This is a genomic window from Streptomyces reniochalinae, assembly GCF_003323735.1.
GTDB classification, from domain to species: Bacteria; Actinomycetota; Actinomycetes; order Streptomycetales; family Streptomycetaceae; genus Streptomyces; species Streptomyces reniochalinae.
In genome coordinates, this window is sequence record NZ_QOIM01000038.1 from 1 (window position 1) to 19,224 (window position 19,224).

20 protein-coding genes and 1 rRNA gene are annotated in these 19,224 nt (G+C 71.4%); 5 read left to right on the top strand and 16 right to left on the bottom strand.

What is annotated here, in order from left to right:
* Positions 1–90, bottom strand: a 16S ribosomal RNA gene (locus DQ392_RS19495); the annotation flags it as partial.
* A 421-nt stretch (positions 91–511) separates the two neighbouring features.
* Positions 512–1,207 (bottom strand): DNA-3-methyladenine glycosylase, encoded by a 696-nt coding sequence (locus DQ392_RS19505; protein WP_114016939.1) that lies wholly within the window; start codon positions 1,205–1,207, stop codon positions 512–514.
* 103 nt (positions 1,208–1,310) lie between these two features.
* On the opposite strand from DQ392_RS19505, the gene DQ392_RS19510 reads away from it, so the two are divergent.
* Entirely contained in the window at positions 1,311–2,093 is a 783-nt protein-coding gene (locus DQ392_RS19510) for a sporulation protein (RefSeq protein ID WP_114016940.1), read from the top strand.
* 93 nt (positions 2,094–2,186) lie between these two features.
* Here the strand turns inward: DQ392_RS19510 and DQ392_RS19515 are convergent, their stop codons facing one another.
* Complete coding sequence (locus tag DQ392_RS19515) at positions 2,187–2,618, bottom strand: barstar family protein (RefSeq protein ID WP_114016941.1); 432 nt, start codon at positions 2,616–2,618, stop codon at positions 2,187–2,189.
* Between the two features lie 177 nt (positions 2,619–2,795).
* Here DQ392_RS19515 and DQ392_RS19520 point away from each other — a divergent pair, with 177 nt between their 5' ends.
* Both DQ392_RS19520 and DQ392_RS19525 read left to right on the top strand, forming a co-directional pair.
* Complete coding sequence (locus DQ392_RS19520) at positions 2,796–3,335, top strand: YbhB/YbcL family Raf kinase inhibitor-like protein (protein ID WP_114016942.1); 540 nt, start codon at positions 2,796–2,798, stop codon at positions 3,333–3,335.
* A 612-nt stretch (positions 3,336–3,947) separates the two neighbouring features.
* On the top strand, positions 3,948–4,460 hold the full coding sequence (locus DQ392_RS19525; RefSeq protein WP_114016943.1) for an HNH endonuclease: 513 nt from the start codon (positions 3,948–3,950) through the stop codon (positions 4,458–4,460).
* Positions 4,461–4,526: 66 nt separating this feature from the next.
* Here DQ392_RS19525 and DQ392_RS19530 read toward each other — a convergent pair whose 3' ends face one another.
* The 4 genes from DQ392_RS19530 to DQ392_RS19545 form a co-directional block, all read right to left on the bottom strand.
* Positions 4,527–5,294, bottom strand: coding sequence for a sulfite exporter TauE/SafE family protein (locus tag DQ392_RS19530; protein ID WP_114016944.1), 768 nt, complete (start codon positions 5,292–5,294; stop codon positions 4,527–4,529).
* 248 nt (positions 5,295–5,542) lie between these two features.
* Positions 5,543–6,520 (bottom strand): SPFH domain-containing protein, encoded by a 978-nt coding sequence (locus DQ392_RS19535; protein ID WP_114016945.1) that lies wholly within the window; start codon positions 6,518–6,520, stop codon positions 5,543–5,545.
* A gap of 84 nt (positions 6,521–6,604) precedes the next feature.
* Positions 6,605–7,036, bottom strand: a complete 432-nt coding sequence (locus DQ392_RS19540; protein ID WP_114016946.1) for an NfeD family protein — start codon at positions 7,034–7,036, stop codon at positions 6,605–6,607.
* A 13-nt stretch (positions 7,037–7,049) separates the two neighbouring features.
* Positions 7,050–7,841: an ABC transporter ATP-binding protein gene (locus tag DQ392_RS19545; RefSeq protein ID WP_114016947.1), complete on the bottom strand. Its 792-nt coding sequence runs from the start codon at positions 7,839–7,841 to the stop codon at positions 7,050–7,052.
* A gap of 115 nt (positions 7,842–7,956) precedes the next feature.
* Here DQ392_RS19545 and DQ392_RS19550 point away from each other — a divergent pair, with 115 nt between their 5' ends.
* On the top strand, positions 7,957–8,784 hold the full coding sequence (locus tag DQ392_RS19550; RefSeq protein ID WP_114016948.1) for a hypothetical protein: 828 nt from the start codon (positions 7,957–7,959) through the stop codon (positions 8,782–8,784).
* A gap of 45 nt (positions 8,785–8,829) precedes the next feature.
* Here DQ392_RS19550 and DQ392_RS19555 read toward each other — a convergent pair whose 3' ends face one another.
* From DQ392_RS19555 to DQ392_RS19570, 4 genes are all read right to left on the bottom strand, one after another.
* Positions 8,830–9,078: a chaplin gene (locus DQ392_RS19555; protein WP_114017288.1), complete on the bottom strand. Its 249-nt coding sequence runs from the start codon at positions 9,076–9,078 to the stop codon at positions 8,830–8,832.
* Positions 9,079–9,349: 271 nt separating this feature from the next.
* Positions 9,350–9,988, bottom strand: coding sequence for a response regulator (locus DQ392_RS19560; protein WP_114016949.1), 639 nt, complete (start codon positions 9,986–9,988; stop codon positions 9,350–9,352).
* The gene (locus DQ392_RS19565) at positions 9,981–11,183 is read right to left on the bottom strand and encodes a GAF domain-containing sensor histidine kinase (RefSeq protein WP_114016950.1); all 1,203 of its coding nucleotides are present in this window, start codon (positions 11,181–11,183) and stop codon (positions 9,981–9,983) included. Before DQ392_RS19565 ends, DQ392_RS19560 begins: the two co-directional genes overlap by 8 nt.
* 166 nt (positions 11,184–11,349) lie before the next feature.
* Positions 11,350–14,064 carry an ABC transporter ATP-binding protein/permease gene (locus DQ392_RS19570; RefSeq protein WP_114016951.1) on the bottom strand — a complete coding sequence of 905 codons (2,715 nt, stop codon included), beginning with the start codon at positions 14,062–14,064 and terminating at the stop codon, positions 11,350–11,352.
* Positions 14,065–14,380: 316 nt separating this feature from the next.
* Between DQ392_RS19570 and serB the strand changes: the two genes are divergently transcribed.
* A complete protein-coding gene (gene serB / locus DQ392_RS19575; protein WP_114016952.1) occupies positions 14,381–15,628 on the top strand; it encodes a phosphoserine phosphatase SerB in 1,248 nt (415 codons plus the stop codon).
* Positions 15,629–15,764: 136 nt separating this feature from the next.
* Here the strand turns inward: serB and DQ392_RS19580 are convergent, their stop codons facing one another.
* The 5 genes from DQ392_RS19580 to DQ392_RS19595 all read right to left on the bottom strand — a co-directional run bounded on the left by DQ392_RS19580 (position 15,765) and on the right by DQ392_RS19595 (position 19,213).
* Complete coding sequence (locus tag DQ392_RS19580) at positions 15,765–16,238, bottom strand: carboxymuconolactone decarboxylase family protein (RefSeq protein ID WP_114017289.1); 474 nt, start codon at positions 16,236–16,238, stop codon at positions 15,765–15,767.
* 233 nt (positions 16,239–16,471) lie between these two features.
* Entirely contained in the window at positions 16,472–16,987 is a 516-nt protein-coding gene (locus tag DQ392_RS19585) for a SixA phosphatase family protein (RefSeq protein ID WP_114016953.1), read from the bottom strand.
* Between the two features lie 147 nt (positions 16,988–17,134).
* The gene (locus tag DQ392_RS35995) at positions 17,135–17,269 is read right to left on the bottom strand and encodes a hypothetical protein (RefSeq protein ID WP_342774962.1); all 135 of its coding nucleotides are present in this window, start codon (positions 17,267–17,269) and stop codon (positions 17,135–17,137) included.
* Positions 17,270–17,564: 295 nt separating this feature from the next.
* Positions 17,565–17,681, bottom strand: coding sequence for an SGM_5486 family transporter-associated protein (locus DQ392_RS35880; protein ID WP_274709432.1), 117 nt, complete (start codon positions 17,679–17,681; stop codon positions 17,565–17,567).
* Between the two features lie 17 nt (positions 17,682–17,698).
* The gene (locus DQ392_RS19595) at positions 17,699–19,213 is read right to left on the bottom strand and encodes a CynX/NimT family MFS transporter (protein WP_425470570.1); all 1,515 of its coding nucleotides are present in this window, start codon (positions 19,211–19,213) and stop codon (positions 17,699–17,701) included.
* Positions 19,214–19,224 lie beyond the last annotated feature (11 nt).

The following is a 19,224-nucleotide window of genomic DNA, read 5'->3' on the forward strand; positions in this document are numbered from 1 at the left end:
TCCCCCACCGAAGCGGGTTCATCGTTCGACTTGCATGTGTTAAGCACGCCGCCAGCGTTCGTCCTGAGCCAGGATCAAACTCTCCGTGAATGCTTCAAACCATCCACAGGAAGAGCGGAACCAGGAGAGGAATAATCCCCCGGCTCACAGCGTCCTCGCTGTTGTGTATTCCAAAGGAACCTCAACCCACCGGAACAACCCGGCAGGTCGGGGTATCAACATATCTGGCGTTGACTTTTGGCACGCTGTTGAGTTCTCAAGGAACGGACGCTTCCTTCAAAACCGTCTCACCGGTTTCTCCGGACGTTTGCCCTTTCGGTGTTCACTACTTTAGCTCGTTCTCCCCGAGACTCATAATCGAGTCTTTCCGAATCGTTTTCGGCGTGCCGAAAGCGACCCCGGCGAAGGGGTATACGTTCCTGGGTAGTGATATGCCGCTGCTCGTACGGGGGCGCTCTCACTGGCTAGAAGCCCGTGGCAAGCCGTCCCGTCTTCAGCGGCTCGGTCTACGTTAGGTGGTCGGGCGGGCCGCGTCAAGCGCCGGTCGGCGGTGCCGTGGTTTGTGCGGGCGGTACGGGCTGACCGTCGGATCGTCGTCGAGCCAGAAGCGCCAGGGGTGGTGGGCGCCCTCTCCGCCGACTCCGGTGCGGGGGCCGCTGCATACCGCGTCGGCGTCACTCGGCTCCCCGGCGAGAACGCTCAGCGGCGCGGTGGCGTCGTGGGAGCACACGTCGGCGCCGTTGAGCTCGCGGTCCACGGCCAGTGCCGTGGCGAGACGGGCGGGGCCCTTGGCGAGCTCCGCGTCCTTGCGGGCCTTGGGCCGGCGGTGTCTGGCCTGGTCCACCCCTTCGAGTACCTCACCCGCGCGGATCAGAACACCGCCTGCATGTCCCTCGGGGCCGCAGACGAGGTTGAGGCTGTACCACATGCCGTAGATGAAGTAGACGTACGCGTGGCCTGGGGGGCCGAACATCGAGGCGTTGCGTTCGGTCCTGCCCCGGTAGGCGTGGGAGCCGGGGTCGGCCTCACCCGCGTATGCCTCGACCTCCGTGATGCGCAACTGCATGCGCCCCCACGGCGTCGTGCGTACCAGGACGCCGCCGAGGAGCTCTGGGGCGACATCCAGGACAGGACGGTCGAAGAAGGTTCGGGGGAGGTACGGGTGGTCGCCGGTCGTGCCGGGGTTGCTGTCTCGGCCTGCGATCATGCCCTCCGAGCGTACAAGAACCGCATGGAGGAGCGGCGCGCGAGCGCCGTGACACGAGAACTGGCCGCGCTTCCGCCGGGAAGCCGGATGGGGAGGACGAGGGATGGGCTTCAAGAAGCTGTTCGCGAGCATGGGTATGGGCAGCGCGTCCGTCGATACGGTGCTGCACGAGCCGCACGCCGTGCCCGGGGGCGTGGTCCAGGGTGAGGTGCGGATCGAGGGCGGCTCCGTCGAGCAGGAGATCCAGGCGCTGTCCGTGGGTCTTCAGGCCCGGGTCGAGGTGGAGACGAACGACGGCGAGACGCATCAGAACATCGAGTTCGGCACCCAGCAGCTCGGTGGCCAGCTGACCCTGCACGAGGGCGCTTCGCACGTGGTGCCCTTCAGCCTCGAGGTTCCGTGGGAGACGCCGGTCACCACGTTCCTGGGGCAGCAGCTGCGGGGCATGCAGCTCGGGGTGTGCACGGAGCTGGCGATCGCGCGGGCCGTGGACTCGACCGACCTGGACCCGGTGGAGATCCACCCGCTGCCCGCGCAGCAGGCGATTCTGGACGCGTTCGGGCAGCTGGGTTTCCGCTTCAAGTCGGCGGACATGGAGAAGGGGCACATCCGCAACACGCGGCAGCGGCTGCCCTTCTACCAGGAGATCGAGTTCCACGCGCCGCAGCAGTACCGGGGGCTCAACCAGGTCGAGCTGTCCTTCGTCGCGGACTCGCGCGGGATGGACGTGGTGCTGGAGATGGACAAGAAGCCGGGGCTGTTCTCGGAGGGCAGCGACACCTTCCGCGCGTTCCCCGTGGACTTCGACACCTACCAGCAGACGGACTGGGCCGGGTACCTCAACCAGTGGCTGGCCGAGGTCGGCGGGAAGCGCAACTGGTTCTGACGCGGCCGGGGCGGTACGGCCCGCTCGGCTCTCCCTCTCGGCCCCGCTCGGCTCTCCCAGCCGGGCGCCGGCTGCGGCGCACCGCGGCCCCGCTCAGCCCAGCAGGATGCTGAGCGGGGTCTCGCGTACCGCCCAGAAGCCGACGGCGGCGGTGAAGACCTCAGCGGCGGCTGCCGCGTCCTCGGGGTCGGCGGCTTCGAACTCCGTCCAGCCGGTGGCCAGGAACAGGTAGCCGCGGGTCTCGCCCCACCAGGACAGGTCGGTGAGGAGGTCGGCGAGGGCGTCCCAGTTGCGGCCGAAGTAGGCGGGGAGTTCCAGTCCGGTGGCGCAACGCTCCATGAAGTCGGCTTTGTTGCCGACGCCGGTCAGGTCCACGACCGCGTCGAACCAGCCGGCTGCGTCCGCCTGCATGAGGGCGTCGGGGCCCACGGAGGGGAACCGGTAGACGCCGGGGGGCACCGAGGCGTCGAAGAGGCCGGGAAGGTCCGCCTGGGGCAGCTCGGGCAGTTCCACGGGGCTGGTCATCTCATACCACCGCTTCGGGTCTCGTCGTGGGCACTCGCTCGAAGGCGCCCGCGGCTGCGGGCGTGGGGCCGGGGTGTACGGGGCGCGCTCTCGCACCCTGGACATGGTGGCAAAGAGAGGCTGCCTCGATCGTTAGGCTGGCCGGTACAGCGATTCGCGTGACGAGGAGGTTCCGACGTGACCGACCAGCAACGGCGCCCGCTCCCCCATGACTTCCACCCCCCGGTGCCGTCGATTCGTGTGGTGAGCGACGATCTGGCGGACGGCGGCCATCTGGGTTCCGCACAGGTGTACGCGGAGGGGAACACCTCTCCGCACCTGCGCTGGGAGGGCGCCCCGGAGGGGACGAAGAGCTACGCCGTGACGTGCTTCGACCCGGACGCGCCGACCGGCAGCGGTTTCTGGCACTGGTCCGTCTTCGACATCCCGGCCTCGGTGACCGAGCTGCCCGCGGGTGCCGGCACGGGTGAGATGCCGGGGCTCCCCGAGGGGGCCGTGCACGTGCGCAACGACTTCGGGACGCGGGACTTCGGCGGGGCCGCGCCGCCGCCCGGGGACGGGCCGCACCGCTACGTGTTCACCGTCTACGCCGTGGACGCGGAGAAGCTCGGTCCCGACGCCGGTGCGACGCCCGCCTTCGTCGGGTTCAACCTGCGCTTCCACACGCTGGCGCGGGGGAACGTCATCGGCGAGTACGAGATCCCTGCGGAGGGCTGACGGGCTCACCGACTGCCCGGCCGCTCGGCTGACCGGCTCCCCGGGAGACCGGCTTCCGGACGGCCGGCCGGAAGAATTCCGTTGCGCCGCGCCTCGTGCGCGGCGCAACGTGTATCCGGGCAGTCGGCACCGTGGCGCGGTACGCCACCGCGAGCGGGGACGGCAGGCGCTCATCGACGCCGCCGTCCGCCGGAGTCCGGCCGGGGGTCGGACGGCCGCGCCGGCTGCCTCCGACGCCCCTCACCGGTCACCCGCGTCACCGCGGACACGCCCCCTTCTGCATGACGCCCTTCATGACTCCCTTCATGGCGCCCCTTTCCCTGACGCTCCCTTCTCTCCGGGGCGCCTGCTTCTCCCGGGCGGCCCCTCCCCCGCTGCCCGGCCGCCCGTTCGGCCCGCACCGGGCCTCCCTTTCCTCTGTGACCTGGAGTTCCCGCGCCCTTCATGCGTCGTACAGCGGGCAGAAATTGCGTTGTCGGCCTGCGGGGACAGCGGCACAGTGGAGCCACCCTGGCGCGGGTGCGCACGGGGTGAAGGCGGAGGAAGCCGGAGAAGTCGCCGAAATCGGAAAAGACCGAGGGATCCGAGGGGGTCCAAGGGGAGGCGGGCGGGATGCGGGAGACGTTGGTGCTCAACGCGAGCTTCGAGCCACTGTCGACGGTGTCGCTGCGGCGCGCCGTGGTGCTCGTGATGCGGGAGAAGGCCGTCGTCGAGCAGTCGCATCCCGGGCTGAGGGTGCGCGCGGCGCAGCTGGACATACCGGTGCCGCAGGTGATCAGGCTGCGCAGGTTCGTGAGAGTGCCGTTCCGACAACGGGCGTCGTGGTCGCGCCGGGGCGTGCTGGTGCGGGACCGGCACAGGTGTGCGTACTGCGGGCGCCGGGCGACGACGGTGGACCACGTCGTCCCGCGGTCGCACGGGGGCGGGGACACGTGGCTGAACACGGTCGCCGCGTGTGCCGCGGACAATCACAGGAAGGCGGACCGTACGCCCGCGCAGGCGGGTATGCGGCTGCTGGTGAAGCCGTTCGAGCCGACGCCCGCGGACTCCCTGCTGCTGGCGCTGGGGCTCGGGGAGGGTGACACGCTCCCCGAGTGGCTGAGCGTGCCGGCGGCAACGGCGTGAGGTCCCTGCGCCGCCCGGACCCGCGGGCGGCGGAAGGGACGTCGCCGGCCGCGGCGGCCCCTCGGATCAGTCCAGTACCAGCTGAACGATGGCGACCAGGCCGACGGCGACGATGACGCCGCGGAGCACCCCGGGGGCCAGCTTGCGTCCGATGCGGGCGCCGAGCTGGCCCCCGGCTGCGGATCCGAGTGCGATCAGCAGGACGGCCGTCCAGTCGACGTCGGCGACGAAGACGAAGAAGACGGCTGCGACGCCGTTGACGACGGCTCCGAGGACGTTCTTGACGGCGTTGATGCGCTGGAGGTCGTCGTTGAGCAGCAGCCCCATCAGCGCCACGTAGATGACGCCCTGGGCGGCGCCGAAGTATCCGCCGTAGGCGCTGGCGACGAGGATGCCGCTCTGGAGCGGGATGCCGCCGTGCGGGTGTCCCGCGCTGTCCTTGCGTTCGCGCCGGCGGCGGACGGCGGCCGCCAGCCGGGGCTGGAAGACGACGAGGACGAGCGCGACCGCGATCAGCACCGGGACGATCATGTCGAAGGCGCTGCTGGGAAGGGTGAGCAGCAGGATCGCGCCGGTCAGCCCGCCGAGGAGGGCGACGCCGCCGAGCCGCAGGACGCGGCTGCGCTGGCCGCGCAGCTCCCTGCGGTATCCGATGGCTCCGCTGACGGAGCCGGGGACCAGACCGATGGTGTTGGAGACGTTGGCGGTCACCGGCGGCAGGCCGACGGCGAGCAGGACGGGGAAGGTGATGAGGGTGCCGGAGCCGACGACGGTGTTGATGCCGCCGGCGGCGATCCCCGCGGCGCAGACGGCGACTGCCTCCCATATGGTCACGCGAAGCCCCTCCGGTGATCGGTGTCAGTGGCACTGATCATGCCCGAGGGGCGGGTGCGCGCGTGTGCCGCGTCCGGCTTCCGGACGAAGCGGTTCCCCGACGAAGCGGTGCCCGGGCGACGCGGCTGCCGGACGACGCGGTTCCGGGTGGTGGGCCGGCGGCGGGAGCCGAGCCGCCGCCCGTCGCCGCCCGGTCCGCCGCGGGTCCTTCGGGCTCCGTGGCCGCTCAGGGCGGCGCCCGGGGCCGCTCAGGAGTCGAGCGGGGGCTGCTCGCGCGGGGGCTTGGTGACGGCCGGCGGGGTCATCTGGCTGGGGACGCCGCCGCGGCTGCCGCCGTTGCCGCCTCCGCTGTCGGGGCGGAAGTTGTCGAGGGCGCCGCCGAGGCCCTTGAGCGCGTCGCCGATCTCGCTCGGCACGATCCAGAGCTTGTTGGCGTCGCCCTCGGCGATCTTCGGCAGCATCTGGAGGTACTGGTAGGAGAGCAGCTTCTGGTCCGGGTCTCCCGCGTGGATCGACTCGAACACCGTGCGAATGGCCTGCGCCTCACCTTCGGCGCGGAGCGCGGCGGAGCGGGACTCACCTTCGGCGCGCAGGATGGCCGACTGCTTCTCGCCTTCGGCGGTGAGGATCGCCGACTGGCGGACACCCTCGGCCTGGAGGATCGCGGCGCGCTTGTCACGGTCGGCGCGCATCTGCTTCTCCATCGAGTCCTGGATGGAGGTCGGCGGCTCGATGGCCTTGAGTTCGACGCGGTTGACGCGGATGCCCCACTTGCCCGTGGCCTCGTCGAGGACGCCGCGCAGTGCTGCGTTGATCTCCTCGCGGGAGGTGAGGGTGCGCTCCAGGTCCATGCCGCCGATGATGTTGCGCAGCGTGGTGACGGTGAGCTGCTCGATCGCCTGGATGTAGCTGGCGACCTCGTAGGTGGCGGCCCTGGCGTCGGTGACCTGGTAGTAGATGACGGTGTCGATGTTCACCACGAGGTTGTCCTGGGTGATCACCGGCTGCGGGGGGAAGGGCACGACCTGCTCACGGAGGTCGACGCGGTTGCGGACCGTGTCGATGAAGGGGACGACGATGTTGAGGCCCGCGTTCAGGGTGCGGGTGTAGCGTCCGAAGCGCTCCACGATCGCGGCGCTGGCCTGTGGGATCACCTGGATCGTCTTGATGAGCGCGATACAGACGAGCACCACCAGGATGATCAGGACGATGATGATGGCGTCCACGGCCTTGCCCCCTGCATCTTGTTATCGCCTCTTGTGTACGTGCCGCTCGTGCAACTGCCGCTCGCTGTGCGGTTGCTCACGCCATCACATCACGACGGCGGTGGCTCCGTCGATCTCGACCACATCCACCTCACTGCCCGGCTCGTGGGTCGTCGACGCGTCGAGCGCGCGGGCCGACCAGATCTCGCCTGCGAGCTTGATGCGGCCGCTGCGCCCGTCGACCTGCTCCAGCACCACGGCCTGCCGGCCCTTGAGCGCCTCCACGCCGCTGGCCAGCGCGGGCCGTTCGGCACGGGAGCGGCGCGCGAGCGGCCGTACGACCAGGATCAGGGCCACCGACACGACGGCGAAGACCACGACCTGGGGGACGGCACCCCCACCGAGCCCGGCCGTTCCCGCGGCCGCGACCGCGCCCACCGCGAGCATGCCGAACTCGGGCATGGCCGTGATGATGAGCGGGATTCCCAGCGCTGCGGCGGCCACCAGCCACCAAACCCATGCATCCACAGGTCCCATGGTAGGCGCGAGCTCAGCGCAGCGGCAGGCCCTGAGCGGTCCAACGGCCGTTCTGTGTCTCGACGACGAGCGGGAGGCCGAAGCACAGCGAGAGGTTACGGGAGGTCAGTTCCGTCTCCAGCGGGCCCGCGGCCAGCACCCGGCCCTGGCGGATCATCAGCGCGTGGGTGAAGCCGGGCGGGATCTCCTCGACGTGGTGGGTGACCATCAGCATGGAGGGGGCGTAGGAGTCGCGCGCGAGCCGTCCGAGGCGGCGGACGAGGTCTTCGCGCCCGCCCAGGTCGAGCCCGGCGGCGGGCTCGTCGAGGAGCAGCAGTTCGGGGTCGGTCATCATGGCGCGGGCGATCATGGTGCGCTTGCGCTCGCCCTCGGAGAGGGTGCCGAACCTGCGGTCGAGGTACTCGGACATGCCCAGGCGGTCGAGGAAGGCTCGGGCGCGGTCCTCGTCGACCTTCTCGTAGTTCTCCTGCCAGTGCGCCGTCATGCCGTAGGCGGCGGTGAGCACGGTCTCCAGCACGGTTTGGCGGCGGGGAAGTTTTTCGGCCATCGCGATGCTGGCCATGCCGACGCGCGGGCGCAGCTCGAACACGTCGACGCTGCCGAGCTGTTCGCCCAGGATGCGGGCGGAGCCCGAGGTCGGGAAGAGGTAGCTGGAGGCGATGTTGAGCAGGGTGGTCTTGCCCGCTCCGTTGGGACCGAGGATGACCCAGCGCTCGCCCTCCTTGACCGACCAGGAGACGTCTTCCACCAGAGCGCGTCCGTCGCGGACCACGGATACGTCCACCAGCTCCAGTACTTCGCTCATGAGCGCGTTGTCTCCTATTGCAGTCGCGTTTGAGTGCCTGTGGGCACATTCCCCAGGAGAAAACCTACGCCACCGTGTGCGAAAGCCTCTCCCTAGGCTTCCCTAGGCTGGGTCCATGCTCACTGAACCTCGTTCCGGGCGGCTGGCCGCCTGGGGAAACGCGCTCTTCGCCGGTCTCGTCTCGCCTGACGAGGCCGCCGAGCGCATCGTTGAGGGCGATGCCCTGCACCGTGTGGCGCTGCCGGACGAGGAGGGCGCACCGGTGGGGCTGACGCTGGCGCTGGGCCGGCTGCGGTCGCTGGGCGCGGTCGGTCTGCGGGTGGCGCTGCCGGTGCCGGGACACCCGCTGGGACTGAGCGGGCCGCCGGAGTTCAACGCGCGGGCGGTGGCGGCCGAGGAGGCGGTGCTGGTGCACGGCGCCGCGCTGGGCCTGGTCCCCGCGGTGCACGAGGCGGGGCCTGAGGCGGCGGATCCGGGGGACGTGCACACCGAGGTGGTGTGGGAGTGCCTGCCGGTGCGCGAGGCGCCGCCCGCCGACGTGCCCTCCCTCGCGGAGGCCGAGCGGGAGCTGGCTGAGGCGTTGCGGGAGGCCACCGAGGTGCTCACCCGGCTGGACGTGGCGGGTTCTGGGCCGGTCGCGGACGCGGCGCTCGAGGCGTACCGCGCGCGGCTGGAGGCGGGCAGGCAGCTGCTGGCTCCGGGCTATCCGCCGCGTGCGGTGCGGGTGCTGGAGCTGGCCCAGCGGGTGGGGGCGCTGGTGACGATCGCGTACGGCGGCGGGGGTGCAGGGCGTGAGCACGGCGGGGCGCTGAGCGCGTCGGCGATCGCGGCGCGGGCGGAGGCGCTGCGTCCTGTGGAGCGTACGGCGCGGCGGGCGCAGGTGGCCGCGTACAACGCGTACGCGGAGGAGCTGGAGCGGCGCCGGGAGGGCGGGCGGCCCTGAGGCTCCGGGGCCCCGGCCCCGGACCCGCCCTTCCGGCGCGGCGCCTCAGTGGTTGACGGCGTGGTTGCCGAAGACGGGGTTGAGGACGCCGACGACGTTCACGGAGTTGCCCGAGACGTTCGCGGGAACGTGGATCGGGGCCTGGACGATGTTGCCGGAGCCGACGCCGGGCGAGTTGGTGGCCGCGCCACTGGCGTCGGCGTGGTGCCCGGTGGCGAAGGCGGATCCGGCGCAGGCACCGGCGGCGACACCGGCCGCGGCGATGACGAGGGCGGCCTTCTTGGCGGTGTTCATGGAGCTCATGGGGTGTTCTCCCTGGGAATCAGCTGATCGCACCGCGGACGGGGCGCCGCGGGCACACCAGGGAGAACGGGCACCCGCCGGTGGGGATACGCAGAAAAGATGACGACCACACGACGGTATGAATCACCGGGCCCAAGCGAACGGACGGGCGAATCCTCTGGCTCTCCGTGACGCGCACCGGCGCGGTCGGTCGGCGCGTCACCCCCTCAACCGGTGACGGCCCAACAGACCCACCCCGTCACCCCGTCACCCCGTCACCCCGTCACCCCGTCACCCCGTGGCGGACCGCCCACAGGGCGGCCTGGGTGCGGTCGGCCACGTCCAGCTTCATCAGGATGTTGGAGACGTGTGTCTTGACCGTCTTCTCCGACAGCACGAGGGCCCGCGCGATCTCACGGTTGGAGCGGCCGTCCGCTATCAGTCCCAGCACCTCGCGTTCCCGCTCGGTGAGTGCGGGGCCGCGACCCGCGCCGCCGTTCTGGTCGTCGGTGAGCAGCGCGCCGGCGACCTCGGGCTGGAGCAGCACGTGCCCCGCGTGCACCGACCGGATGGCGCCCGCCAGCGCCTCGGGGTCGACGTCCTTGTAGACGTATCCGGCGGCGCCCGCCCGCAGGGCAGGCACGACCGTGCGCTGTTCGGTGAAGCTGGTGACGATCAGCACCCTGGCCGGGTTGCCGCGCTCCCGCAGCAGCCGCAGGGCCTCGACGCCGTCGGTGCCGGGCATCTTGACGTCCATCAGGACGACGTCGGGGCGCAGCTCCTCGGCGCGGGCGACACCCTCGTCGCCGTCCGAGGCCTCCCCCACGACCTCGATGTCGTCCTGCACCTCCAGGAACGTGCGCAGCCCTCGCCGTACGACCTGGTGGTCGTCGACGAGCAGGACCCGGATCCGGTCAGCCACCTGGCACCTCCATGGAGACGACGGTGCCCTTGCCGGGCTCCGAGTGAACGCTCAGCGCGCCGCCGACGCCGGAGGCCCTGTCGCGCATCGAGACGAGTCCGAGGTGCCGTCCCGCCGAACGGACCGCCGCCGGGTCGAAGCCGGCGCCGTCGTCGGTGACGGTGAGGACGACGGCAGGCCCCCGGCGGGCGAGAGCGACACGGACGTGTGCGGGGTCCGCGTGCCGCAGGGCGTTGTGCAGTGCTTCCTGGGCGACGCGCAGCAGCGCTTCCTCCTGTGCGGAGGGCAGCGCCCTGACGCCGTCGCACGCGAAGTCGACGCGGGCGCTGTGCGCACGGTCGAGGACCTGCGCCTGGGTGCGCAGGGTCGCCACCAGCCCGTCCTCGTCGAGCGCGGCGGGGCGCAGCTCCACGACGGCGGCGCGCAGCTCGTCGGCCGCCTCCCCGGACAGCCGCGCGACCTCGTGCAGCTCCGCCTTGGCACGGGCGGGGTCGCGGTCGACCAGCGCGGTGGCGGCCTGGGCCGTCAGCCGCAACGAGAAGAGTTTCTGGGCGACGGCGTCGTGCAGCTCGTGACCGATGCGGGAGCGCTCCTGGGCGATGGTCAGCTCGCGGCTGCGCTCGTAGAGGCGCGCGTTGGTGAGGGCGAGCGCCGCGTGCTGGGCGAGCAGGCGCAGCAGCTCCTCGTCGTCCTCGGTGAAGGCGCAGGGCCGCTCCTGGGAAGCGGGACGCCTTCGCCCCGTCCGGGCGCCGCCGCGCTCGTCGGCGGAGTCGCGCTCGTTCGCGAGGCAGCGCTTGTTCGCGAGGAAGAGTGCGCCGAGCACCTGCTCGCCGTCGGCGATGGGCATGCCGAGGAAGTCGGCCATCATCGGGTGCGCCGAGGGCCAGCCGCCGAAGCGGGGGTGCTTGCGGACGTCGGCGAGGCGCTGCGGGGTGGCGTCGTGCAGCATCGCGGCGAGGATGCCGTGCTGACGGGGCAGCGGGCCGATGGCCTTCCACTGCTCGTCGCTGACCCCTGCGACGACGAACTGCGCGAAGCCGCCGTGGTCGTCGGGGACGCCGAGGGCCGCGTACTCGGCGTCGAGCAGGTCGCGGGCGGAGGCGACGATCGTCTGGAGGACGTCGCGCACCTCCAGCCTGCGGTTCATGGCGAGCAGTGCCGCGCTGACCGCGGCGAGCCCGGAACGGGGGACCATGCGGACCACCGTACTCGCGGGAGGGGTCCCGGGGGATCGGACCGCGGCCAGGGGCGTGGCCGACCGGTGGTCCTAGGTCCAGGGTCCCGGTCCGTCAGGACAGCGCGTGAGGGGGGCACCCTCCACAGGTGCCCCCCTCACGCGCTGTGCGGACGTGCCGCATGTCTCACTTGCGCATGATCTCCGGCTCGTGACGGCGGAGCAGGCGGATGACCACGAAGTAGCAGAGGATGCCCATCACGACGAGGATGCCGACGTCCATCGCCCACTGGTCCAGGGAGTGGTCCCACAGCGGGTCGGTGTTGGTGGGGTCCTTCTTGTCCTGCGGCATCAGGCGGCCGAGCTCGACCGTGGTGCCCAGGCCCGCGATGGCCCACCGGGACGGCATCAGCCAGGCGAACTGCTCGACGCCCGGGCTGTCGAACAGCTTGAAGAGCACTCCGGTGAAGACGACCTGGACGACCGCGAAGAGCACGAGCAGGATCATCGTCTTCTCGGAGGTCTTCACCAGCGAGGAGATGATCAGGCCGAACATCATCGAGGTGGCGCCGAGCGCGATCATGACCAGGGCCATCTCGAGGGCCGGGTTGGTGATCAGCAGGCCCTCTTCGGGCAGGTCGCGCGGGAAGAAGCCGACGACGCACATGAGCAGGCCCTGGATGGCGGCGACGACGCCCAGCACGATGACCTTCGACATCAGGTACGCCGAGCGGGAGAGTCCTGTGGCCCGTTCGCGTTCGTAGATGACGCGTTCCTTGATCAGCTCACGCACCGAGTTGGCCGCGCCGGAGAAGCAGGCGCCGATGGCGAGGATGAGCAGGATCGGCCCCGCGTCGCCGTTGGTCTTGCCCGCCGGTGCCGTCAGCCCGTAGTCGGACGGCATCAGTGTGCTGACGAAGCCGAGGATCAGCGGGGTGACGAAGGACAGCACGAGGAAGGAGCGGTCCGAGACGATCACCGAGATGTAGCGTCTCATCAGCGTCCACAGCTGACTGCCCCAGCTCTGCGGTTTCTGCAGGCGTTGCGGCTGCATCGCCTGCTGCTGCGCGGCGTAGGGGTCCTGCGGCGACTGCTGGTCGATGTCGGCCGCGTACATCTGGTAGTGCTGGGAGCCCTGCCAGCGGCCCATCCAGTCGTAGTCGCGGTAGTTCTCGAAGGCGGAGAAGACGTCGGCCCACGAGTCGTAGCCGAAGAAGTTCAGCGCCTCCTCGGGCGGGCCGAAGTAGGCCACACCGCCGCCGGGCGCCATCACCAGCAGCTTGTCGCACAGGCCGAGTTCGGCCACCGAGTGGGTGACGACCAGTACCGTGCGGCCGTCGTCGGCCAGGCCGCGCAGCAGCTGCATGACGTCGCGGTCCATGCCCGGGTCGAGGCCAGAGGTCGGCTCGTCCAAGAAGATCAGCGACGGCTTGGTGAGCAGCTCCAGAGCGACCGAGACGCGCTTGCGCTGGCCGCCGGAGAGGGAGGTGACGCGCTTGTCGGCGTGGATGTCGAGCTTGAGCTCGGCCAGCACCTCCTCGACCCGGGCGTTGCGTTCGGCCTCGGCGACGTCACCGGGGAAGCGGAGCTTGGCCGCGTAGCGCAGCGCGGTGCGGACCTTCAGCTCCTTGTGGAGGATGTCGTCCTGGGGGACGAGGCCGATGCGCTGCCGCAGCTCGGCGAACTGCTTGTAGAGGTTGCGGTTGTCGTAGAGGACCTCACCCGCGTCGGCCGGCCGGTACCCGGTCAGTGCGCGCAGCAGCGTCGACTTGCCGGACCCGGAGGGACCGATGACGCCTATGAGCGACTTCTCCGGGACGCCGAAGGTGACGTTGTTGAGGATGACCTTGCCGCCGTCGACCTTCACGGTCAGGTGCCGGGCGGAGAAGGAGACGTCACCGGTGTCGACGAACTCCTCCAGCCGGTCGCCGACCAGCCGGAAGGTGGAGTGGCCGATGCCGACGATGTCCTGGGGGGTGATCGTCACCGTCCCGGACTTGGGCATCGGCTGACCGTTGACGTAGGTGCCGTTGTGGCTGCCCAGGTCGCGGATCTCGGCGCGTCCGTCGGGTGAGGCGTGGAACTCGGCGTGGTGCCGGGAGACCTGGAGGTCGGAGACGACCAGGTCGTTCTCCAGCGCACGGCCGATGCGCATCACCCGGCCGAGGGAGAGCTGGTGGAACGTCGTCGGGCTGCGATCCCCGCCGCCGGTCTGGCCGCCCGTGGCGGGACCGCTCCCCTGCGGGCCCATCCCCTGCGGGCCTGGGGCACCGTGCGGCACGGGGGCACCCTGCTGCGGCATGTGCTGCTGCGGCATGTGCTGCTGGGGGTACTGCTGCGGGGGTGCCTGCTGCGCGTAACCCTGCTGGGCCATCTGCGGCGCCTGCTGCATCTGCTGCGGCATCTGGGGCGCCTGCTGCTGCCAGCCCGGGTGCGGCTGCTGGGGCTGCCGGCCCCAGCCCGGTCCCTGGCCGCCGGGCACGATGCCCGGCTGCTGCGTCGGGGCGCTGTGCGCGGCCGCCGCCTGGGCCGCACCCGGCTGCCGGCCCGCAGCCGCTCCCTGCGCGTACATGCCGCCGCCCGTGGCCTGCCCGCCCGCGCCCGCGGAGAAAGTGAGCTTCGGCCCGTCGCTGGCGTTGCCCAGGTGGACGCTCATGCCGGGGGCGAGCTCCAACTGCTGGAGCCGACGCCCCTGCACGTACGTGCCGTTGGTGCTGCCGTGGTCCTCAATGACCCAGGCACGCCCTCCCCAGCGCACCGTGGCGTGTCGCCAGGAGACCCTGGCGTCGTCGATCGCGACATCCCCCTGCGGATCGCGGCCGAGGGTGTACGCCCTGGACGGGTCGAGCGTCCAGGTCTGTCCGTTCAATTCCAGTACGAGTTCCGGCACTCCATGCCCCACAAAGTTGTCCCCCGAGGTACCCCCTGCCGAGAGGGAGTCTAGGGATGGCGAACATCGTGGGGAACTATTTCAGGCGCGGCCCTCCGACAGGAAGCCGGGCCGGGGACAGGGACCAGGCTGTGACCATTCGGTCCGCGGGCTGTGGGGGAGAAAGGGTCCTGGCCGTCGATGCGGGGCGGATCGGCACCGATCCCGACTGATACGGACAAGCCGCATGACGGGTGCGGTCGGGCGCCCTGGCAGGTGCGACAGCGGCGGGCGACCGGGCCGGGCCGGGGCGGGGTGCCCCGCGGCGCGGCGGTACTGTGGCAGGACCATGAGCGCAGATGTGGCCACGCCTCCGTCGTACGCCGACACCCCGACCCTCCTCGTCAAGATCTTCGGCAAGGACCGGCCCGGTATCACCGCCGGGCTCTTCGACACCCTGGCGGCCTTCGCCGTCGAGGTCGTCGACATCGAGCAACTGGTCACGCGCGGGAGGATCACGCTGTGCGCACTGGTGACCGCCCCGTCGGCAGGGACCGGCACGGAGGGCGAGCTGCGCGCCACGGTGCACAGCTGGGCCGAGTCGATGGGCATGGAAGCCGAGATCATCTCCGGTACGGGTGACAACCGGCCGCGCGGCACGGGCCGCTCGCACGTCACGGTGCTGGGCCACCCGCTGACCTCGGAGTCGACCGCCGCCATAGCGGCCAGCATCACCTCCACGGGCGGCAACATCGACCGTATCTTCCGGCTCGCCAAATACCCGGTACTGGCCGTGGAGTTCGACGTCTCGGGGGCGCAGACGTCACTGCTGCGCACCTCGCTGGCGCTGGAGGCGAAGAAGTACGGCATCGACGTCGCCGTCGTCGCCTCCGGGCTCCAGCGCAGGGCCCAGCGGCTGGTCGTCATGGACGTGGACTCCACCCTCATCCAGGACGAGGTGATCGAGCTGTTCGCCGCCCACGCGGGGTGCGAGACGGAGGTCGCCGAGGTGACGACCAGGGCCATGCGGGGGGAGCTGGACTTCGAGCAGTCCCTGCACGCGCGGGTGGCGCTGCTGGCCGGGCTGGACGCGTCGGTCGTGGACAAGGTGCGCGAGCGGGTGCGGCTGACGCCGGGCGCGCGCACCCTGGTCCGTACGCTCAAGCGGCTCGGCTACCAGGTGGGCGTCGTCTCGGGCGGCTTCACCCAGGTCACGGACGCGCTCCGGGAGGAGCTGGGCCTCGACTTCGCCGCCGCCAACACCCTGGAGATCGTCGACGGCAGACTGACGGGCCGGGTCACCGGCGAGATCGTCGACCGCGCGGGCAAGGCGCGGCTGCTGCGCCGCTTCGCCGCCGAGGCGGGCCTTCCGCTGGCGCAGACGGTCGCCATCGGTGACGGCGCCAACGATCTGGACATGCTCAACGCGGCCGGTCTCGGCGTCGCCTTCAACGCCAAGCCGCTGGTGCAGGAGAAGGTCCACACGGCGGTGAACGTCCCCTTCCTGGACACCGTGCTCTACCTGCTGGGCGTCACCCGGGAAGAGGTCGAGGCCGCTGACGGCCTCGTCGAGGGAGCCGGCGAAGACCTCGCCTAGAGCGATGCGACGGGCGGACCTCACCCGTAGGCCCTGCGACGGGCGGGCCTCACCCGTGGCGCGCCGCAGCGGGCCCGGAGGGTTCCCCCGGCCCGCCGCGGTGCTCACCGTTCCTCCTCGGAAGGCGCTGCCGGTGTCAGCCGAACTGGCCGGGCTGGTAGTCGCCGGCCGGCATCCGGAGCATGACGTTGCCGCGGTTGAAGGCGTTGATGACGGAGATGACCCCCACCAGCGCGGCCAGCTGCTCCTCGTCGTAGTGCTTGGCGGCGTTGGCCCAGACCTCGTCGGTGACCCCGCCGGCCGCGTCGGCGACGCGGGTGGCCTCCTCGGCCAGCTCCAGCGCCGCGCGCTCGGCCTCGGTGAACACCGTGGCCTCCCGCCAGGCGGCGACCATGTTGAGGCGCTCAGCGGACTCTCCGGCGTGCACGGCGTCCTTGAAGTGCATGTCGGCGCAGAAGCCGCAGCCGTTGATCTGGCTGGCGCGCAGTTTCACCAGTTCCTGCGTGGCGGCGGGCAGCGTCGAGTCCGCGACCACCTTGTTGGCGGCGATGAAGTGCTTGAAGACCTTGCTGAGGACCGGGCTGGCGAAGGGGTTCAGGCGTGCTTCCATGAGGTGCTCCACTGCGTCGTGCCGACGGTTACACACCTTTGACGAGGCGTCTCGGCCCAGTGTGACACGAGCTGGTGTGACGTGCGCCACAAAGAAGAGCGGAGCGGTCGAACAGGAACTGGAGACGGGCTCGTTCGCCGCCGGAACCGGCCCGTAGGCGGACGGGCGCGCCGCGGCACTCGACGGAGTGCCACGGCGGCGGGGACGGCCGGCAGAAGGGGTTCAGTCGCGGCTCACTCGTGCGGGGACCAGAAGTGGGTGAGCTCCGCGCCGCCCGCCTCCAGGGACTTCCAGGAGCCGGTGAACCGCAGGACGGCGACGGCCGCCGTGGGAAACCCGCGCGCCATCCGCTCCTGCGCGTCGTGGTCGGCGCTCCCGGCGAGTACGTCGGCGACGGACTGCATGCCCGGGTTGTGGCCGATAATCAGCAAGTCCCGCACCTCGTCGGCGACTTCGTTCGCGACCTCGATGATCGCCCCGGGCGGCGCGTCGTACAGCCGCTCCTCGTAGACCGTTTTGGGGCGCTGCGGAAGGTGGGAGACGACCAGTTTCCACGTCTCGCGCGTGCGGGTCGCCGTCGAGCAGAGGGTCAGTTGCGGGGTGATGCCCTGACCGGCGAGCCACTCGCCCGCCGCGGGGGCGTCCAGGCGGCCGCGCTCGGCGAGGGGCCGCTCGTGGTCCGCCACCTGGGGCCAGTCCGCCTTGGCGTGCCGGAGAAGGACGATCTTGCGGGGCACATCGACGCTCATGTTTCCCAGCTTCGCACGAAACGCGGTGCCGGGCGCATGGTGTTGGACGGTTCGTCCCGGGGTGGGTGACGGACGGTGATGACATCCCACTGGACGTTCCACCGCACCTGTGGAGCACCGTGCGGGCCGCGGCTGACCGGCCACGGGTCAGCCGGGCAGGCTGCTCCACAGGTGGACGAGGAAGGAGACCAGGGGGCTGTCCGCGGTCTGTTCGGCGGCGTCCGCCCGCCCGGCGCCGACCAGCAGGACGAGCAGCAGCGCGAAGCCGAGCGCCGGGAGCACGGCCCCCCACCACGGCAGCCTCGTCTGTACGGCACGCGCTGATGGGCGCGTCCGGCTTCCGTCTGTCATGCCGTGCGCGGGGGCCGTCATGGGGCTCGCCTCCGGGTTCCTCTGCCGCGTTCCGTCGCTGTGCTGCGACGGTACGGAGCTTCGGGGGGCCGCCCCATCCGGTGAGCCACCCAGTTACCCCTGAAGCCAGCCCCCTAGGGGATGGGGGGCTGGGTACACCCCTGCTCGGCGAAAGCCCGACATCGGCACGGTGGGCCTGGGCCGGGCCCCTGACCCGGGCCCCGGGTCAGGGCGAGGCGATGCTGGCGATGACCCCGATGACGACCGTGACGGCGATCATCGCGCCGAAGATCATCAGCAGCTTCTTCTGCGGTTTGGGGGGATGCGGTTCGAGGACTGGCATGTGTGCCAGTGTCCCACTCAGCGTCCGTCCTCGATGACGCGGTCCCTGCCCGCCAGCAGCCCCGAGGCCATCTGCGCGACCATCAGCACCGCCATCAGTACCAGGGGCATCCGCCAGTCGCCGCTCAGATCGTGCAGGGAGCCGACCAGCAGCGGTCCCGGTATGGAGAGCAGGTAGCCGGTGCTCTGCGCGAAGGCGGAGAGCTTGACCACGCCCGCGCTGGACCGCGACCGCATACCGATCATGGTGAGCGCCAGCGGGAACGCGCAGTTGGAGACGCCGAGGACCAGCGACCACACCCACGCCCCCGAGGCGGGGGCCAGCCACAGGCCCGCGTACGCGATCAGGCCGCAGACACCGAGGGCCAGCACCAGCGGGCCCTGGTGCCGCATCCGGGCGGCCATCTTCGGCAGGACGAAGGAGAGGGGGATGCCCATGCCCATCGTCACCGCGAGCATGGCACCGGCGGCGGAGGCGGAGACCCCGGCGTCGCGGAAGATCTGCGGCAGCCACCCCATCGTGATGTAGGCGGCGGAGGCCTGGAGCCCGAAGAAGACGCCGAGCCACCAGGCGGTGGGCGACTTGGCGATGCGCAGCGCGGGCGCCTTCCCCGCGGGGGCTCCGGTGCCGGCCTCGCTCGCGGGGCGGCGTCCGGCAGCGGGCGGCGCCTCGGCCTTCGACGCGCGCCCCGCGCTGCGGCGCGCACGCCCCTCGCCCTCGCGACGCTCCTCGGCCTCCCGGCGCGCCTCGGCCTCCCGGCGCGCTTCCCCCTCGACGGTCTCCTCGGGGACGGCTTCCTGTTCGGCCCGCGGCTCGGGGCCCCGGGCCGAACGGTCACGGGTGATCAGGAGCCACGGAATGACGGCGAGGGCGCCGAGCACCGCCCAGGCGCCCAGCCCGGCGCGCCAGCTGCCGCCGAGGGCGTCCGTCAGCGGCACGGTGACGGCGGCGGCCGCCGATGTCCCCATGGACAGCGCCATGGAGTACAGCCCCGTCATGGAGCCGACGCGGTCGGGGAACCAGTGCTTGACGACGACCGGCATCAGCACGTTGCTCACCGCGATACCCGCCAGGGCGAGCGCCGTGGCCGCGAGGAACGTACCGGTGCCGCCGGCGAAAGGCCGCAGCGCGAGCCCGAGGGTGACCGCGACCATGCCGGCCAGCACGACCGCGGCCGGACCGCGGCGGCGGGCCAGCCGGGGCGCGAGGCCGCCGAAGATCGCGAAGCAGAGCGGCGGTACGGAGGTGAGCAGCCCGGCGACGGCGCCGTTCATGTGCAGCGCGTCGCGGATCTCCTCCAGGAGCGGGCCGAGCCCGGAGATGGCGGGACGCAGGTTGAGCGCCGCGATGACGAGCCCGACGGCGACGAGCCGGAGCATCCAGCGGGACGCCACGGGAGCGGAGCCGCCGGGGTCGGGGGGCGGCGCCGGGGCGTCGGCGGTGCGTGCCGCGTCGGGACGCTCGCGTACGCCGGTGGTGGCGGGTCCGTGGTCGGGCTCGTGCGGGGGATTCCTGCGGTCGTCGTCTGCCATGGCCATGAGGC

Coding starts and splice junctions, on each gene's coding strand:
- DQ392_RS19555 (WP_114017288.1), bottom strand. CDS start 9,078: ATGAACACCGCCAAGAAGGCCGCCCTCGTCATCGCCGCGGCCGGTGTC.
- DQ392_RS19580 (WP_114017289.1), bottom strand. CDS start 16,238: ATGGAAGCACGCCTGAACCCCTTCGCCAGCCCGGTCCTCAGCAAGGTC.
- DQ392_RS19510 (WP_114016940.1), top strand. CDS start 1,311: ATGGGCTTCAAGAAGCTGTTCGCGAGCATGGGTATGGGCAGCGCGTCC.
- DQ392_RS19515 (WP_114016941.1), bottom strand. CDS start 2,618: ATGACCAGCCCCGTGGAACTGCCCGAGCTGCCCCAGGCGGACCTTCCC.
- DQ392_RS35880 (WP_274709432.1), bottom strand. CDS start 17,681: ATGCCAGTCCTCGAACCGCATCCCCCCAAACCGCAGAAGAAGCTGCTG.
- DQ392_RS19585 (WP_114016953.1), bottom strand. CDS start 16,987: ATGAGCGTCGATGTGCCCCGCAAGATCGTCCTTCTCCGGCACGCCAAG.
- DQ392_RS19550 (WP_114016948.1), top strand. CDS start 7,957: ATGCTCACTGAACCTCGTTCCGGGCGGCTGGCCGCCTGGGGAAACGCG.
- DQ392_RS19525 (WP_114016943.1), top strand. CDS start 3,948: ATGCGGGAGACGTTGGTGCTCAACGCGAGCTTCGAGCCACTGTCGACG.
- DQ392_RS19540 (WP_114016946.1), bottom strand. CDS start 7,036: ATGGGACCTGTGGATGCATGGGTTTGGTGGCTGGTGGCCGCCGCAGCG.
- DQ392_RS19595 (WP_425470570.1), bottom strand. CDS start 19,213: ATGGCAGACGACGACCGCAGGAATCCCCCGCACGAGCCCGACCACGGA.
- DQ392_RS19565 (WP_114016950.1), bottom strand. CDS start 11,183: ATGGTCCCCCGTTCCGGGCTCGCCGCGGTCAGCGCGGCACTGCTCGCC.
- serB (WP_114016952.1), top strand. CDS start 14,381: ATGAGCGCAGATGTGGCCACGCCTCCGTCGTACGCCGACACCCCGACC.
- DQ392_RS19545 (WP_114016947.1), bottom strand. CDS start 7,841: ATGAGCGAAGTACTGGAGCTGGTGGACGTATCCGTGGTCCGCGACGGA.
- DQ392_RS19505 (WP_114016939.1), bottom strand. CDS start 1,207: ATGATCGCAGGCCGAGACAGCAACCCCGGCACGACCGGCGACCACCCG.